The 14,363-nt window shown below is 61.9% G+C and carries 14 protein-coding genes and 2 tRNA genes; 7 read left to right on the plus strand and 9 right to left on the minus strand.

The features are described 5' to 3' along the window. Window positions 1-214 precede the first annotated feature (214 nt). The 3 genes from FCU66_RS21480 to rbsK are packed head-to-tail and all read left to right on the plus strand — an operon-like array spanning window position 215 to window position 2,687. A complete protein-coding gene (locus FCU66_RS21480) occupies window positions 215-1,273 on the plus strand; it encodes an ABC transporter ATP-binding protein (protein WP_136618740.1) in 1,059 nt (352 codons plus the stop codon). A 27-nt stretch (window positions 1,274-1,300) separates the two neighbouring features. Beyond that, complete coding sequence (locus tag FCU66_RS21485; protein ID WP_136618741.1) at window positions 1,301-1,753, plus strand: RbsD/FucU family protein; 453 nt, start codon at window positions 1,301-1,303, stop codon at window positions 1,751-1,753. 4 nt (window positions 1,754-1,757) lie between these two features. Further along, the gene (gene rbsK, locus FCU66_RS21490) at window positions 1,758-2,687 is read left to right on the plus strand and encodes a ribokinase (protein WP_136618742.1); all 930 of its coding nucleotides are present in this window, start codon (window positions 1,758-1,760) and stop codon (window positions 2,685-2,687) included. A 60-nt stretch (window positions 2,688-2,747) separates the two neighbouring features. Here rbsK and FCU66_RS21495 read toward each other — a convergent pair whose 3' ends face one another. From FCU66_RS21495 to FCU66_RS21505, 3 genes are all read right to left on the minus strand, one after another. Next, entirely contained in the window at window positions 2,748-3,974 is a 1,227-nt protein-coding gene (locus FCU66_RS21495; protein WP_136618743.1) for a glycosyltransferase family 2 protein, read from the minus strand. Next, window positions 3,968-4,528, minus strand: a complete 561-nt coding sequence (locus FCU66_RS21500; RefSeq protein ID WP_136618744.1) for a polysaccharide biosynthesis C-terminal domain-containing protein — start codon at window positions 4,526-4,528, stop codon at window positions 3,968-3,970. Before FCU66_RS21500 ends, FCU66_RS21495 begins: the two co-directional genes overlap by 7 nt. Window positions 4,529-4,922: 394 nt before the next feature. Beyond that, window positions 4,923-4,999 (minus strand) — tRNA-Asp (locus tag FCU66_RS21505). A gap of 216 nt (window positions 5,000-5,215) precedes the next feature. Between FCU66_RS21505 and FCU66_RS21510 the strand changes: the two genes are divergently transcribed. Then, window positions 5,216-5,291 (plus strand) — tRNA-Val (locus tag FCU66_RS21510). A 70-nt stretch (window positions 5,292-5,361) separates the two neighbouring features. Here the strand turns inward: FCU66_RS21510 and FCU66_RS21515 are convergent. Beyond that, window positions 5,362-5,550 carry a hypothetical protein gene (locus FCU66_RS21515; RefSeq protein WP_136618745.1) on the minus strand — a complete coding sequence of 63 codons (189 nt, stop codon included), beginning with the start codon at window positions 5,548-5,550 and terminating at the stop codon, window positions 5,362-5,364. A 123-nt stretch (window positions 5,551-5,673) separates the two neighbouring features. Here FCU66_RS21515 and FCU66_RS21520 point away from each other — a divergent pair, with 123 nt between their 5' ends. Continuing rightward, complete coding sequence (locus FCU66_RS21520) at window positions 5,674-7,152, plus strand: ComEC/Rec2 family competence protein (RefSeq protein ID WP_136618746.1); 1,479 nt, start codon at window positions 5,674-5,676, stop codon at window positions 7,150-7,152. A 27-nt stretch (window positions 7,153-7,179) separates the two neighbouring features. Here FCU66_RS21520 and FCU66_RS21525 read toward each other — a convergent pair whose 3' ends face one another. The 5 genes from FCU66_RS21525 to FCU66_RS21545 form a co-directional block, all read right to left on the minus strand. Next, the gene (locus FCU66_RS21525; protein ID WP_136618747.1) at window positions 7,180-7,950 is read right to left on the minus strand and encodes an SDR family NAD(P)-dependent oxidoreductase; all 771 of its coding nucleotides are present in this window, start codon (window positions 7,948-7,950) and stop codon (window positions 7,180-7,182) included. Next, window positions 7,947-8,942: an ABC transporter permease gene (locus FCU66_RS21530; RefSeq protein WP_136618748.1), complete on the minus strand. Its 996-nt coding sequence runs from the start codon at window positions 8,940-8,942 to the stop codon at window positions 7,947-7,949. Before FCU66_RS21530 ends, FCU66_RS21525 begins: the two co-directional genes overlap by 4 nt. Before the next feature lie 151 nt (window positions 8,943-9,093). After that, the gene (locus FCU66_RS21535; protein ID WP_136618749.1) at window positions 9,094-10,134 is read right to left on the minus strand and encodes a sugar ABC transporter substrate-binding protein; all 1,041 of its coding nucleotides are present in this window, start codon (window positions 10,132-10,134) and stop codon (window positions 9,094-9,096) included. Window positions 10,135-10,173: 39 nt separating this feature from the next. Further along, window positions 10,174-10,938: an ATP-binding cassette domain-containing protein gene (locus tag FCU66_RS21540; RefSeq protein ID WP_136618750.1), complete on the minus strand. Its 765-nt coding sequence runs from the start codon at window positions 10,936-10,938 to the stop codon at window positions 10,174-10,176. Further along, entirely contained in the window at window positions 10,935-12,101 is a 1,167-nt protein-coding gene (locus FCU66_RS21545) for an ROK family transcriptional regulator (protein ID WP_136618751.1), read from the minus strand. The genes FCU66_RS21540 and FCU66_RS21545 overlap by 4 nt, the downstream gene beginning before the upstream one ends. 223 nt (window positions 12,102-12,324) lie before the next feature. Here FCU66_RS21545 and FCU66_RS21550 point away from each other — a divergent pair, with 223 nt between their 5' ends. Together FCU66_RS21550 and FCU66_RS21555 are read left to right on the plus strand one after the other, a co-directional pair. After that, complete coding sequence (locus FCU66_RS21550) at window positions 12,325-13,503, plus strand: M24 family metallopeptidase (protein WP_136618752.1); 1,179 nt, start codon at window positions 12,325-12,327, stop codon at window positions 13,501-13,503. Then, window positions 13,490-14,363: M20 metallopeptidase family protein (locus FCU66_RS21555; protein ID WP_136625443.1), on the plus strand; the 874-nt coding region annotated here is incomplete at its 3' end. The genes FCU66_RS21550 and FCU66_RS21555, both read left to right, overlap by 14 nt.

Genomic DNA, 14,363 nt, shown 5'->3' on the forward strand with positions numbered 1-14,363 from the left:
TCGGAAACGAACTGCGCAGGACCCCACCTGCTCGATTGAAGTTCCGATTTTGCGGATCGGGTAACCGGCATTCGGACCAGCGTTCGCCACTATTCTCACAACCAAACGCCGTGTCAACGAGAACAGGTTTTTATCTATAAGAGACTGACTTGCCCTGACCGGTCGCGTTGGTTAGCTTCTGCGCCTACGGCCAGTGGAGCCGGAAGGGGAATATATGGCTCAAGTCGCAATCAGCAAGGTGGCCAAGGCGTTCGGAACCGTCAAGGTTCTGCACGAAGTCAGCGTCGACATCGCTGACGGACAGTTCGTGGTGCTGGTTGGCCCTTCGGGTTGCGGCAAGTCCACGCTGCTCAGAATGGTGGCCGGGCTGGAGACCGTCTCCGCTGGCACGATCGCCATCGGCGACCGCGTCGTCAATCATCTGCCGCCGGCCAAGCGCGACATTGCCATGGTCTTCCAGAATTATGCGCTCTATCCGCACAAGACGGTTGAGCAGAACATGGCCTTTGCGCTCAAGCTGCGGAAAACCGATCCGGCCGAGGTCGCCCAGCGGGTCAAGCGCGCCGCCGACATCCTCGACCTCAATCCCTATCTGAAGCGCTATCCCCGGCAGCTTTCCGGCGGCCAGCGCCAGCGCGTTGCCATGGGCCGCGCCATCGTGCGCAATCCGCAGGTGTTCCTGTTCGACGAGCCGCTGTCCAATCTCGACGCCAAGCTGCGCGTGCAGATGCGCACCGAGATCAAGGAACTGCACCAGCGGCTGAAGACCACCACCATCTACGTCACCCACGACCAGATCGAGGCCATGACCATGGCCGACAAGATCGTCGTCATGCGCGACGGGCGCATCGAGCAGGTCGGAGCGCCGCTCGAACTGTTCGACCGACCGGCCAACCTGTTTGTCGCCGGCTTCATCGGCTCGCCTTCGATGAACCTGCTCAAGGGCGTCATGCGCAAGGGCGCCAAGCCGGGTGTCGAGATCGCAGGCACGCTGTTCCCGATTGCACCAGGCAATGCCGCGCAGGACGGCCAGGCGGTCGTCTATGGCGTGCGCCCGGAACATCTCGAGATCCATCCCGATGGCGTGCCGGCGAAGATTTCGGTGGTCGAGCCGACCGGCTCGGAAACGCTGGTGTTCCTGCGCTTCGGCGACGGCGAGATGGTGGCGCTGTTTCGCGAGCGCCACGACTTCAAGCCGGGCGACACGCTGACCCTGAAGCCGCGGCTTGACCAGATCCATCTTTTCGACGCCGAGACCGGCAAGCGTCTCTGATCTCAACCGGACTTCACGAGGACTATCATGCTCAAAGGCATCAACCCGCTGCTCAATGCCGATGTGCTGCAGGCATTGCGGGCAATGGGCCATGGCGATGATTTGATCATCGCCGACACCAATTTCCCGTCCGATTCCGTGGCGCGCCAGACGGCGCTTGGCCGCCTGCTGCGCATCGATGCCTCGGCCGCCGAGGTGGCAAAGGCGGTGCTGTCGCTCTACCCGCTGGATACATTCGTCGACGACTCGGCCGCGCGCATGGAAATCGTCGGCAAGCCCGATGAGATCCCGCCCGTTCAGAAGGAAGTGCAAAAGGAAATAGACAAGGCCGAGGGCAAGTCGTGGCCGATGTTGGCGGTCGAGCGCTACGCGTTCTACGAGCGCGCCAAGCAGGCCTATTGCGTCATCCAGACCGGCGAACGCCGCTTCTATGGCTGCTTCGCCTTCCGCAAGGGCGTCGTGCCGCCGGATGCGGAGTAGCGGCATGGCTTCGGGCAAGCCGGTCGTCATCCTTGGCGTGTTCGTCGCCGACACCGCCTACAGGGCGCAGCGGCAGCCGCGCATGGGCGAAACCATCCTCGGCACATCCTTCACGCTTGGTCCCGGCGGCAAGGGCTCGAACCAGGCGGTCGCCGCCGGCAAGCTTGGCGCCGATGTCACCTTCCTCACCCGCCTCGGCGTCGACCCCTTCGCCGACATGGCCAGGCAGACCTGGGCGCAGGCGGGCGTCAAGAATGCCGTCATCGACACGCCTGAAAGCTACACGGGTGCGGCCTACATCTTCGTCGAGGAGACCACCGGCAACAACGCCATCATCGTCAGCCCCGGTGCTGCCATGCTGATCTCGTCAGCCGATATCGAAGCCAATGCCGCGCTGATCGGCAGTGCCGGCGTCTTTGTCACCCAGCTCGAACAGCCGATCGAAGCAGCTACGCGGGCGCTGGAGATCGCGCGCGGGGCTGGGGTGACGACGATCCTCAACCCGGCCCCGGCGGCAAAGCTTCCCGACCGCATCTACACGCTCTGCGACTACCTCACGCCCAACGAGACGGAGGCAGAGGAACTGACCGGGATGAAGGTCTCCTCGGTCGACGAGGCGCGAGCCGCTGCGGACAATCTGCTGAAAAAGGGCGTCGGCACGGTCATCGTCACCCTGGGTGACAAGGGCGCGCTTTTGCACTCGAAGGAGCGCTCCGACCATGTTCCCGCCATCAGCGCCGGGCCGGTGGTCGAAACCACCGGGGCAGGCGATGCCTTCAATGGTGGTCTTGCCGCCGCCTTGTCGCGAGGCGTGGAGCCGCTGCAAGCGGTGCGCTTCGCCTGCGCTGTCGCCGGCATTTCCGTGACGCGACCAGGGACCGCGCCGTCGATGCCGATGCTGCAGGAGGTCGAGGCGCTGCTGGCGAGGGGGTGAGATCGGCTTGGCTGACTGGCCGCTGACGCCGCCTCTGGCCTGTTCTTAAGGCTTTGAGCCCTATGATTTTTTCGAACGCAAGCTTGTGGAGATCTTGCGCAGCGGGCCTGTGAAGCGCCAGCTTCTGGACTGATGCAAGGCCGCGATCTGCATCTGGCACGCTTGCAGCGTTTGTTCGATCTCGTCCTTCTCGTTCCTTGCATCCGAAGCGGCGCTCTGTAGCTCGGCGTTGCTTTGGTGAGCTAGATCGAACTCGTTGCGCAGCCTCGAGATTTCCGATTGCAACGCAGCTTCCCTGTTCCGTGCGTCCGCAATGGCGCTCTGCAGCTCGGCGCTGCTTTGGTGAGCCGCCTCAAGCTCATTGCGCAACCTTGAGATTTCAGAATGCAACGTCGCCTTCTCGGCTTCAGCGCCTGCAAGCATCGGTCGGATCGTTTGCACATCCTCCCGGGCAAGCCGCGCTACCAGATCGCCGACGGCACGGCGCATCTGCTCGCTCCAAGCCGCGGGATCAACGCGCATGAGGCGCGAGTACTCGGATTGTTCCTTGCCGGCGTTCGGTATCCAGACGCGCAAGGCTGAAGGCCACCAGCCGGCTCTGTCCGCGATATCAAGAAACGTAGCCAGTTGCGATGCCTGGGAGTGACGCGAATTTTTCCATAGGGCGCTGAAATGCAGGACGGTTGGAACGCGGCAATAGGTGAAGGGATTTCGCGGGTTCTCGCGCATGATTCGCCGCCACAATTGCCAGTCCCCGGCCGATGCGACGTCTTCCGGCCAGACATCTCGCGAAGGCAGGCAATCAGCCCGATACAGGAAGCAAGTGGCGGGTATCGTGTTGCCGACCTCCGTGAACACCCTGAACTCGTCGGCCAGTTCCAGATTGGTCAGGAAGGGTGCTGCGATGCCATCGGTGGAAACCCACAGCGCCTGACTGTACGCGATGGCAGCCCCATTTTTGAGGCCATCCGCCAGGATCTCAAAATGATCCGGAAACAGGAGATCGTCATCGGCGGCAAAGCCAATCAGCTCGCCGCGCGCCTCGCGAAGCGCGATGTTGCGGTTCGCGTAGCCGAAGTTCGGCGCCTTGGGCAAATCGAGGAAGCGAATGCGGGCGTCCTGAAAGGCTTCGACCACCTCGGCCGTGCCGGGCGCGCAGCCGTCGCCGACGACCAGAAGTTCAAAGTCTTCGACGGTTTGATCCAGCACCGATTGGATGGCCATGCCGATGACATCCACGCGCGAGTGCGTCGGCATGAGAATGGAAAAGCGGGGCTTGCTCACCATCCCTTGGCGCTGCCGAAATCATGGGGAATGAGATCGGTATCGATGGGCAGTCGGTACTTGTCGGGATTCGAGTGATCGTATTGTATCGTTGGGAAATTGATGGCGACCAAGTCGGATGTTCCGATGTTTCGGTCGGCATGCCAGACAAATTTCGGAATATTGACCAGGCGGGGACGATTGCCGGAGAGGTAAACCTTCGAAATCTTGCCGTATGTACTGGATTCGGGGCGAGGGTCATAAAGGACCAGTTCCATCTCGCCGCTGATCACAAAATAGCGGTCCTCGTGCAGCTTGTGCAGGCCCCACCCTTTCACGAAGCCAGGGCGAATTGTGAACATGTAGGAAAAGACCAGCGGGTCGGCATGCCAACCCCAGCGCGGGTCATAGATCTCCGTGACGCTGCCGCGGTCGTCATTGTGCCGGATGCTGTCGAAAAAGGACATGCCGTCCACAAGAGGCGTAGTGCTTTGCCGCTGCTCGTCCAGAGTCCGTTGATCCTGCTGAGCGGCGGCAAGTGTGGTCTCCAGAAGATTCAGGCTGGTGTGATCGCTCATGAACAAAGTCCCCGCTGTTTGACCACCTTCAGGTCGACCTTCCTCTCACAATTTTCGATGGATGTCCTGATCGGGCTAACAGGTTCGTGCAGCCATGATGACTTTTTCGGGCGCGGTTGGAGTTTTTGATGGGATCGGAGGCAGGGGATGGCCAGACGAGCGGGCGCGCGCCGGCGTGCCACTGACAGGATTTGGGCGGCGCCTTGCTTGCGCTGGTTGACGCGACCAGAGCGCGGCGCCGTCAATGCCGACGTTCCAGAGGCGGTTCCTGGGTCTATGCTTGGGAGATCAAACTCAAATCCGAGACAATCCGAATTGCCTCATCCAAGATGATTTTTTTGACAACAATGTCGACATTTCTCCGAAGCCAAGGGCTTGATACCCTTGAGAGAAATGGCGCGAGTGACGGGGCTCGAACCCGCGACCTCCGGCGTGACAGGCCGGCACTCTAACCAACTGAGCTACACCCGCGCATGGCGAACACGTGTCAGCCGTGTTCGTCGTTGGGGCGCTGGATAAGGGGTTCGCCACCGGGTGTCAAGCGTGACAGGACAGCATAACAGCAAACAGGAGAAGGTTTTTTGACAGCCGGCGTTTTGTTGGCAAAACCGGCATCCAACCAGGGCGTCCTGCGCTCATTTGGCCTTGCGAAGCCGACCCTGACCGCTTAAAGGTCCGGCCCGGAGCGGGCGATTAGCTCAGTTGGTAGAGCGCTTCGTTTACACCGAAGATGTCGGCGGTTCGAGCCCGTCATCGCCCACCATTCCAATCACACAATCCATCCACGGCCACGTCAATGGCGAAGCCCATGGTGTGGAGTGCCTAGCTGTCCATCAGCCCGCCGCGTCACAAACCCGGCGCAGGTCGGCATGGATGTTTTTGGAGTTCAACAGCTCTGCGGCTTCCGGATAACCCTCAGCCAGCAATGCGGCCACGATCTCGGCTGGCGAGTGGTGGACACCGCCCTCAGCCAAAGCATGAGCCCGCTGGTAAATATGACTGGTCCTGATGTCGTCGACCATTCCCAAGCACCTCCGTTGATTAGCATCCGACAAACAACCCTTGAGGTGCGTTTGTGTTCCGTGCAACTTATCAGAGTCCGGCTCGTGGAAGCTGATCGGGAGTAATCAATCGGGGAGGGAGCTTTGTTCAACTACCTGGATGACGACATTGTCAATTTGAGGCGGGATAACAACACGGAGGCTCAATATTATTGGGGTGACAAGTGTGAAATTCTGTCGTCAACGCCGAAGACGCTACGGGTTGCGATTCACGGCGCCCGTGGAAAGATCGATGAAGGCATTATAGATGCCAGAACCGCCATGAGGAATAGTGGGATCCTTCGACTGTCGATGGTGGACGTTCAGCAAGGCGACGGCTTGATCTTGGAAACGCCTCAAGGAAGAGTGATCTTTATCGACGGCGGGGACAATCAGCTCTTTGCCCGGCATGCGAATGCTCGGTTTCCCGGGACGACCGAAGCGGATCCGCTGGTCGTGGAACTCATTCTGATAACCCACGGGGACGCAGATCACTTTGAAGGTTTGAGCGAACTGCGAAAATCGGAAACCGATGCGCGCGTGGGAAAGCGCATTTTTGTCGCGCCAAAGCGCATATATCACAACGGTATCGTCAAACGGACTTCCAACGATAGCTCGGGAAAGAAACGCCCGGAGAGCGAGATGTTCGGGCCGACGACAAAGGTCGGCTCGGATACCTTCATCACCGGCCTGGTCGACGATCAGGCATCGGTGCCCAAGGGAGAGCGCAACACCAAGTTTGACGCCTGGGTCGAAACCTTTTCCGCCTGGGAGCCGCGGGTACAACAGGTGACGGGGAGTCCGATCGAGAAACGTCGGTTGGATCATCTGGCCGTTGGAGCCTTCGATTTTCTGTCCGGGGAAGGGATCCAGGTAGAGCTGCTTGGGCCAATCGTCGAGTCGGTGTCAGGCAACCCTGCGCTTCGCTTCCTGCGCGCGCCGCCGGACGACGCGAATCTGATGCTGGGAACCAACCCTGCCACGAAACAAGGCAGTCTTTCCGCCTCCCACACGATCAATGGCCATTCGATCAACTTCCGCCTGAGATTCGGCAATGTGCGTTTCTTTTTCACCGGAGACCTGAACCAGCAGGCCAGCCAGAGGATGCGCGAGGCGATGCCGTCCGCCGCTCTTCGCGCCGAGGTGTTGAAGGCGCCGCATCACGGTTCGGCCGACTTCGACATGGAGCTGCTGAAGGAAATTGGCGCCGTGGTGTCGCTGATTTCGTCTGGCGACGAAAGCGAAGCCAAAGAGTACATTCATCCTCGCGCCACCCTGATGGCAGCACTGGGCAAAGCCTCCAGAACGACCCCAGCCGTGATATTCTGCACCGAACTGGCGGCCTTTTTCAAAACCCTCGGATACGTCACCGACCCACAGAAGCCGACGGACAAGGTCTTCGCGTTCGAGCGAACGAATTTCGGCATTGCGCACGTTCGAACCGACGGCGAACGCGTCCTGGCATTCACCCATTCAGGGAAAAAATTCATGAACGAAGCGTACCGGTTCTCGGTCTCGCCAACCGGCGACGTTCAGTTCGCTTCGGCCGTCACAAAGCGTAGCGCACCCAAGCTAGGGGCCTGAATCAAGTCGATTGAGAGCGTGTTGTGATCAAGGCGGCAGGAGCCGGAAGTCGTTGCCTTCCGGCAGCAGCTGGCCGCCGTCGACGATGATGGTGGTGCCGGTGATGTAGCTGGCATCGTCGGAGGCGAGGAACAGGAAGGCATTGGCGACGTCGCGCGGGCTGCCGAGGCGGCCGAGCGGGATGGAGTCCTCCATGTTCTTGATATAGGCCGCGCCGCGATGCAGCTCGATGGCTTCGGTCAGGATGTTGCCGGGCTCGACACCGTTGACGGTGATGCCATAGCCGGAGAATTCTAGCGCCGCCGCACGGATGAAGCCGTTGATGCCGGCCTTGCTGGCCGAATAATGGCCATGGCCGGGGCTGGTGACATGCGGGCCGGTGATGGAGGAGGTGTAGAGCATGCGGCCAAAGCCTTGCGCCTTCATCGGCACCAGGGCCGCACGGCTGGCATTGAAGGTGCCGCGCAGATTGACCGCCATGACACGGTCCCAGTCATCAGTGCTGGTGTTTTCGATGAGCTGCCAGGGATAGATGCCGGCATTCTGCACGATGATGTCGAGGCGGCCATGCTGCTTAAGCGCCAGGGCTACGGCGGCCTCGGCGTCGCTCATTTGCGAGATGTCGGTGCGGATGAAGGGGACGCCGAGTTCGTCGGCGGTCGCTTGCCCGGCCTCGACTTCGGTGTCGGCCAGCACCAGCTTCGCGCCTTCCTCGGCAAAGCGTAGCGCAATGCCCTTGCCGATGCCGCGGGCGCTGCCGATGATCAGCGCCACCTTGTCTTTCAGTCGTCCTGTCATGCCAGCCTCTGTCGAATGGTTTGCTTGAACGCGTCGAGCAGCACGGCGGCCAACACCAGCAGGCCATGGATCACCTGGGTGAAGTTGGCCGGCAGGCCCATCAGGTTGATCGCCGTGTTGATGGCCGAGAGCAGCAGCACGCCGGCATAGACGCCGGGCAGGGTGCCGACGCCGCCTTTGAGGCTGACGCCGCCGATGACGACGGCGGCGAAGGCGTTGAACAGTAGGCCGACGCCGAGATTGGCGGTGGCGCCCGAGGTGCGGATCGCCAGCAGCCAGCCTGCAAGGCCGGCGATGGCGCCGGCGAGAACGAAGGCGATGATGAGATTGCGGTTCACCCGGATGCCGGCGCGGAAGGTCGCCGTTTCATTGCCGCCGATCATGACGAGATGCCGGCCAAACGGCGTCTTGGCCATGATTAGCGAGAAGACGACGAAACAGCCAACCGCGATCCAGGCTGTGAGCGGCAGGCCGATGAGGCGCTGGATGCCGAACCAGCGGATGGCCGGCGCCAGGTCCTGCGCCGAACGGCCGCCCGAAATCACCAGCACGAGGCCTCGCACCCAGATGTAGGACGCCAGCGTGATGATGAAGGCGCTCATCTTCACCCGCACCACCAGATAGCCGTTGAAGGCGCCGATGAGGCCGCCGACGGCCAGCGCCAGCAGCAGCGACACCGGAACCATAAGCCACTCGGGGTGCAACTGCACACCCATGCCGATGCCGGACGAGCAGAACAGGATACCGACAGCCATGGCGCTGAGCGCCGCGACGGATTCGACCGACAGGTCCATGTGACCGGCGATGATGACCAGCGCCAGGCCGATCGACATGACGCCGAGCACGCTGGAAGCCTCGATGATGTTGGCGAAGATGCCGAGCTGGAAATAGTTCGGGACGAAGATGGAAAACACCACCAGCACGAACAGCAGCATGAACCAGACGAGGTTGTCGAGAACGAACTCCAGGGCTTTACGTGTGCGCGGGTTCATGGGCTCATCCGGTTGGCGCACGACCCCGAAAATCAAGCTGATTTTCGCAAGGATCGGGCGCGGATTCAAATTCGCCACAGCGTCCTTTTCGGACGCGGCGTTGTGAAAGGGCAGGCTCCGGGCCGCTACGGCCCGGAGCGCTTTCAAATGACTATTCGACTGATTTGACGGTGTCCGTCGGCGGCTTCTGGTTGCCCCAGAAGGCCGGATTGTCGACATTTTCCTTGGTGATGGCGGCACCTGGGATCTTGATGTTCGGGCCCCAGGCTTCCTTGGTCACGGTCGATTTCAGGCCGAGCACGTCGTATTCGCCGGGCTTGATCTCTTCCTTCTTGACGACCTTGTCCATGAACATGGCGACGGCCGCGGCCTGCGCGTAGAGCGGCTGCTCGACTTCGACGTTGAGCCAGCCCTTGCGGATCAGGTCGAGGCCGACCGGAGCACCGTTCGAGCTCATCAGCATCACGTCGCCCGGCTTCTTGCCGGCAGCCTCGAGCGAGGCGACGGCGGCAACCGAGAGGTGCGCGGCATGGCTGAAGATCAGGTCGATGTCGGGGTTTGCAAGTATCTGGTCGTTGACGATGGTCCCGGCTGCATCCGCCGCCCACTGCATGGCCGGAAGCGAGATGATCTTGACGTCCGGAAACGCCTTCATCTTCTCTTCAAAGCCCTTCTGGATGTCGAGCGTGTAGGGGTCGCCCGGGTCGCCGAGCACCTGTAGCACCTTGCCCTTCACCGAGCCGTTCTTTGCCTTCAGCAGCTTCTCGGCCTGGTCCGCGGCGACGTAGCCGATCTCGACCGTTCCGGCGACCGAGGTGAAGTCGGATGGCGTCGACGTGATCTGGCGGTCGAACTCGACCACCGGGATGCCGGCCGCGCGGGCGGCTTCAATGGACGGTTTCAGTGCATTGAAATCGACGGCGGCAAGGATGATCGCCGCCGGCTTCAGCGCGATGACGTCGTTCATCTGCGATTGCTGGGCGTCGGTCTTGTTGTCGGCGTTCAGCGTCTTCATCTCGTAGCCGGTCTGCTTCAGGAACAGTTCCAGCGCGCTCACCGAGCCGGTCTGGAACTCGTCCAGCAGGGTCGGCACCATATAGTAGACGATACCCTTGGACTGGGCGAATGCCGGCGTGAGCGTGGCAAAGGCCAGTGCCAGGATACCGAAGACAGCAAGAAGTATTCGCTTCATGTCGTTCGCTCCTCTTAAGCCGGACCCCTCTTTTGTCCCTCAGCCTGCCGGTCCGGCACCGGCAAGCGTTTCACCGGTGATCATGTTGATCACCGCATCGGGACTTGTTTTGTTGCGTGCGACATCGCCGGCCACGACGCCTTGCCGGATCACCACGATCCGGTCGGCGACCTGGAAGGCCTGCTGCATGATGTGGGTGATGATGACGACGCCGATGCCCTGGTTCGCCACCTGGCGGATCATGTCGAGGCCGCGCCGCGTCTGTTCGACGCCAAGGGCTGCGAACGGTTCGTCGAGCAGCACCAGCTTGCCGCCCCAGTGCACGAACCGGTTCAGCTCGATGGCCTGCCGCTGGCCGCCCGAAAGGTGCTCGACATTGGCGCGCAGCGAGGGAATGCGGGTGCCGGCACTGGCCAGCGCCTTTCCGACTACGGCTTCCATGGCGCGCTCGTCGAGCACGGGAATGCCGAAAACCTTCCTGGTGATTTCGCGGCCCATGAAGAAATTGGCGACCACGTCGACATTGGTGCACAGCGACAGGTCCTGGTAGACGGTCTCGATACCCGCCGCCTTGGCCTCGGCGGGCGACCGGGCAAGGAATTCCTTGCCCTCGAACAGCATGCGGCCCGAGGTCGGCTCCAATCCGCCGGCGATGATCTTGACCAGCGTCGATTTGCCGGCGCCGTTGTCGCCCAGCAGCGCCACGACCTCGCCCTTGCCGATCGAAAAGCTGATCCCCTTGAGCGCTTCGATGGCGCCATAGTTTTTGGTGACGTTGTCGAGCACCAGCAGGGGTTCGTTCATGCTGCAATCTCCCTGCCTTTGAGAAGGTCGCGCTCGCGCTCGCGTTCGGCAGCGAACATCTGCCCGAAGCGCGGTGACAGCACCCCGGAAACCGCAAGGGCGGCGGCGCCGCGCAACACCGAATGTTGCCCGCCGCGCGCGACGATGATTCGAGGCGTCGTGCGGTCCTTCCGTGCGGAAACGGAGTTGTGCAGGCCTCCGGCCGAACCAGCCAGCCGTTCGAGCAGATCGGTGGATGCCAGCCCGCCGAGGATGACCGTCTCCGGGTCGAACAGGTTCTCGATGATGGCGACGGCGTTGTGGAAGATCGGGCCGACTTCGGCCACCCAATCGGCCTCGCTGCCGTTCCAGCGCCGGAGCGCCTCGAGCGAGAGGTATCTTTCGAGGCAGCCGCTGTTGCCGCACGGGCAAGCCGCGCCGCCGGGAACGACGGGAATGTGTCCGATCTCGCCGGCATTTCCCCAGGCGCCGCGCAAGGCGCCGCCGTCATGAACCATGACACCGCCAAGGCCGACGCCGAAATAGAGATAGTAGTATTCGGAAAACTGGGCGCCGAGGCCGTAGAGGCGCTCGCCCATGGCCGCCGCCGCCATGTCGGTTTCAAAGAAGGCCGGCAATCCGGTCGAGGCCGCCAGCCGCTCGCGCAGCGCCACGTCCTTCCAGCCGGTCATGGTGGTCGGGCCGACGAAACTCATGGATTCGACGCCGAACGGTCCGGGCAGGGCCAGGCCGACGCCCAGCACCCGTCCGCCAGCCCGCAGTCTGGTCAATTCGATCACCATCGCCCCGATCAGGTCGAAGGCATGGTCCGGCGCCGCGTTCGGGGCTTCGCGATAGTTGCTCTCGATCACGTCGCCGCTCAGATTGATCAAGGCGGCACTGATACCGAGCGGGGTGATGTGGACGCCGACGGCATAACCGCCCTCCGGGTTGATGCGGAGCGTCGCCGGGGGCAGGCCGCGCCCCTTCGGCTCTTCGCGCAGCGACAGGATGTAGCCCTGATCTTCCAGTTCGCGAACGATCGTCGATACCGTCTGGACGGTCAGTCCGACGCGTCGGGCGATCTCGCCGCGGGCGATCGGTCCATGCAGGCGGATGGACTCAAGCACGATGCGCCGGTTGTACGGCCGCCCGAACTCCTGATTGGTCCCCCGCAGTGCCATGATTTGCGCCCCTTGGAGAGGGTAACTTGGCACCGCTTATTTATTCAGTCAAATGGAATTCAAAAATAAATGATGGCGAAACCCGAATCCGGGGAAGGCCGTGAATGGACGCATTCTGCTCAGGACCTGCTTACGCGCCGCCCTGGCTGATTGCCGCCATGTCGAAACCGTTTCAAAGGTGGCGAACCCCGCCACCGTTGATCCGACAAAGCATGGAGCAAAGATGATCGAATTGCCGTTTGCCCACGACGAGTACCAACAGCGGCTTCGCAAGATCCGCACCGAGATGGCCAGGCGCGGTCTTGAGCTCCTGATCGTCAACGACGTTGCCAACCAGCATTACATCACCGGCTATGATGGCTGGTCATTCTACACGCCGCAGGTGGTGCTCGTTCCAATCGAAGAGGTCGAGCCGGTCTGGATCGGGCGCGCCATGGATGCGGCCGGCGGTCTTCTGACGGCCTGGATGAAGCCAGAAAACGTGGTTGGCTTCCCAGAAGACCACGTCCAGCGCGTCGATCGCCATCCCATGGACTGGATCGCAAACTGGATCGTATCGAAGGGCTTGGGTGTCAGACACATCGGCATCGAGCTCGAAGCCTACTATTTCTCCCCGAAAGGGCATGCCCGGCTCGTCGCCGGACTTCCCAATGCGAAGTGGCATGATGCCGATCTGCTGGTGAACTGGATCCGCGCGGTCAAATCGGCGCCCGAGATCGCCTATTTGCGCAAGGCATCGACCTTGGCCGAGGCGGCGGTCTCGCGGGCCTTCGAGGTGATCGCGCCGGGTGTTCGCGAGTGCGATGCCATCGCCGCCATCCAGGCGGCGCAGATCGCCGGCAGCCCGGACTTCGCGGGTGACATCACCGCGCTGCCGCCGACCATTCTCGGCGGCGAGAATGCTTCAGCACCGCACATCATGTGGAGCGACCGGCGGTTCGGGGACAACGAGACGATCGCCCTGGAACTTGCCGGCGTCTGCCGCCGCTATGCCGCCGGGCTGGCAAGAACCCTGCAACTCGGCAAAACGCCAACAAATGTCTCGGATACGGCCAAAGCGGTGATCGAAGGCATGGATGCGGTGCTCGATGCGGTCAGGCCGGGAACATCAGCCGAAGCCGTCGAGGGCGCCTGGCGCAAGGTCATTCAACGCTACGGACTGAAGAAGGAGTCGCGCATCGGCTATTCGATCGGCGTCGCCTATCCGCCGGATTGGGGCGAACACACGATCAGCCTGAGACCGGGCGACAAGACTGTGCTTGAACCGGGCAATGTCGTTCATTCCATCCTTGGCATGTGGATGGACGGCTGGGGCATCGAGATCAGCGAGACTATCCTGGTGACCGAAACCGGCAATGAGACGCTGACGAAATTCCCGCGAGAGATCCATGTCAAATCCTGACGGTGCGGCCACGACCGGCGGTTTTGCGATTCCCGGCACAGTCGATATCGATGCCGGAATTCTCGACCGGATGATCGAGGTCCGCCGCCATCTGCACCGCAATCCGGAGCTTTCGAACCGCGAGGCCAACACGCAAACCTATTTGCGGCAGATGCTGGCCGGGCAGGGAATTGCCGACATTCGGGACGTGGCGGGCTTTGGCCTGGCCGTCGATATTGTCGGCTCAGGCAAGCCATCAAATCGAAAGGTGGCCATTCGCGCCGACATCGATGCCTTGCCGATCGAGGAGGAATCCGGTGTCGAATTCGCATCGGTAAACCCAGGTGTGATGCATGCCTGTGGCCACGACGCCCACGCATCGATGGCCTTTGCGGTTGCCGTGCATCTTCACCAGTCGAGGGCCGATTTCGGCGGAACCGTCCGCCTGATCTTCCAGCCGGCGGAAGAAGACGAACCGTCGGGCGGCAGACGGGTGGTGGAGGAGGGGCTTCTCGACGACATCGACGCCGCCATCTGCGTTCACGTCGATCCGTACACGCCGTCCGGCAAGGTTGCCGTGAATTCCGGTCCATACACGCTGGCCTGCGATACGTTTGACGCTGTCGTCACCGGCTCGGCCGCGCATGCGGCAAAGCCGTATGAGGGCATCGATGCGATTGCCGTGGCCTGCTCCATGGTGAGCGAACTGCAGAAGATCGTCTCGCGCGAGATCGACCCCTACGATCCGCTGGTCGTTTCCGTCACCGGCATCAACGGCGGCAACGCCTACAATGTGATCGCCGGCAAGGTCACCTTGAAAGGCACCATCCGCAGCGGCAGCGACGCCACCCGCGAGCGGACCTGGCGCCGTGTTCGTGCGA

Source organism: Mesorhizobium norvegicum, from assembly GCF_004919685.1.
Classification (GTDB): domain Bacteria; phylum Pseudomonadota; class Alphaproteobacteria; order Rhizobiales; family Rhizobiaceae; genus Mesorhizobium; species Mesorhizobium norvegicum.

Bases quoted from the DNA above. Each gene is read 5' to 3' on its own strand.
- FCU66_RS21480 (WP_136618740.1), top strand. From the start codon at position 215: ATGGCTCAAGTCGCAATCAGCAAGGTGGCCAAGGCGTTCGGAACCGTC.
- FCU66_RS21485 (WP_136618741.1), top strand. From the start codon at position 1,301: ATGCTCAAAGGCATCAACCCGCTGCTCAATGCCGATGTGCTGCAGGCA.
- rbsK (WP_136618742.1), top strand. From the start codon at position 1,758: ATGGCTTCGGGCAAGCCGGTCGTCATCCTTGGCGTGTTCGTCGCCGAC.
- FCU66_RS21495 (WP_136618743.1), bottom strand. From the start codon at position 3,974: ATGGTGAGCAAGCCCCGCTTTTCCATTCTCATGCCGACGCACTCGCGC.
- FCU66_RS21500 (WP_136618744.1), bottom strand. From the start codon at position 4,528: ATGAGCGATCACACCAGCCTGAATCTTCTGGAGACCACACTTGCCGCC.
- FCU66_RS21515 (WP_136618745.1), bottom strand. From the start codon at position 5,550: ATGGTCGACGACATCAGGACCAGTCATATTTACCAGCGGGCTCATGCT.
- FCU66_RS21525 (WP_136618747.1), bottom strand. From the start codon at position 7,950: ATGACAGGACGACTGAAAGACAAGGTGGCGCTGATCATCGGCAGCGCC.
- FCU66_RS21530 (WP_136618748.1), bottom strand. From the start codon at position 8,942: ATGAACCCGCGCACACGTAAAGCCCTGGAGTTCGTTCTCGACAACCTC.
- FCU66_RS21535 (WP_136618749.1), bottom strand. From the start codon at position 10,134: ATGAAGCGAATACTTCTTGCTGTCTTCGGTATCCTGGCACTGGCCTTT.
- FCU66_RS21540 (WP_136618750.1), bottom strand. From the start codon at position 10,938: ATGAACGAACCCCTGCTGGTGCTCGACAACGTCACCAAAAACTATGGC.
- FCU66_RS21545 (WP_136618751.1), bottom strand. From the start codon at position 12,101: ATGGCACTGCGGGGGACCAATCAGGAGTTCGGGCGGCCGTACAACCGG.
- FCU66_RS21550 (WP_136618752.1), top strand. From the start codon at position 12,325: ATGATCGAATTGCCGTTTGCCCACGACGAGTACCAACAGCGGCTTCGC.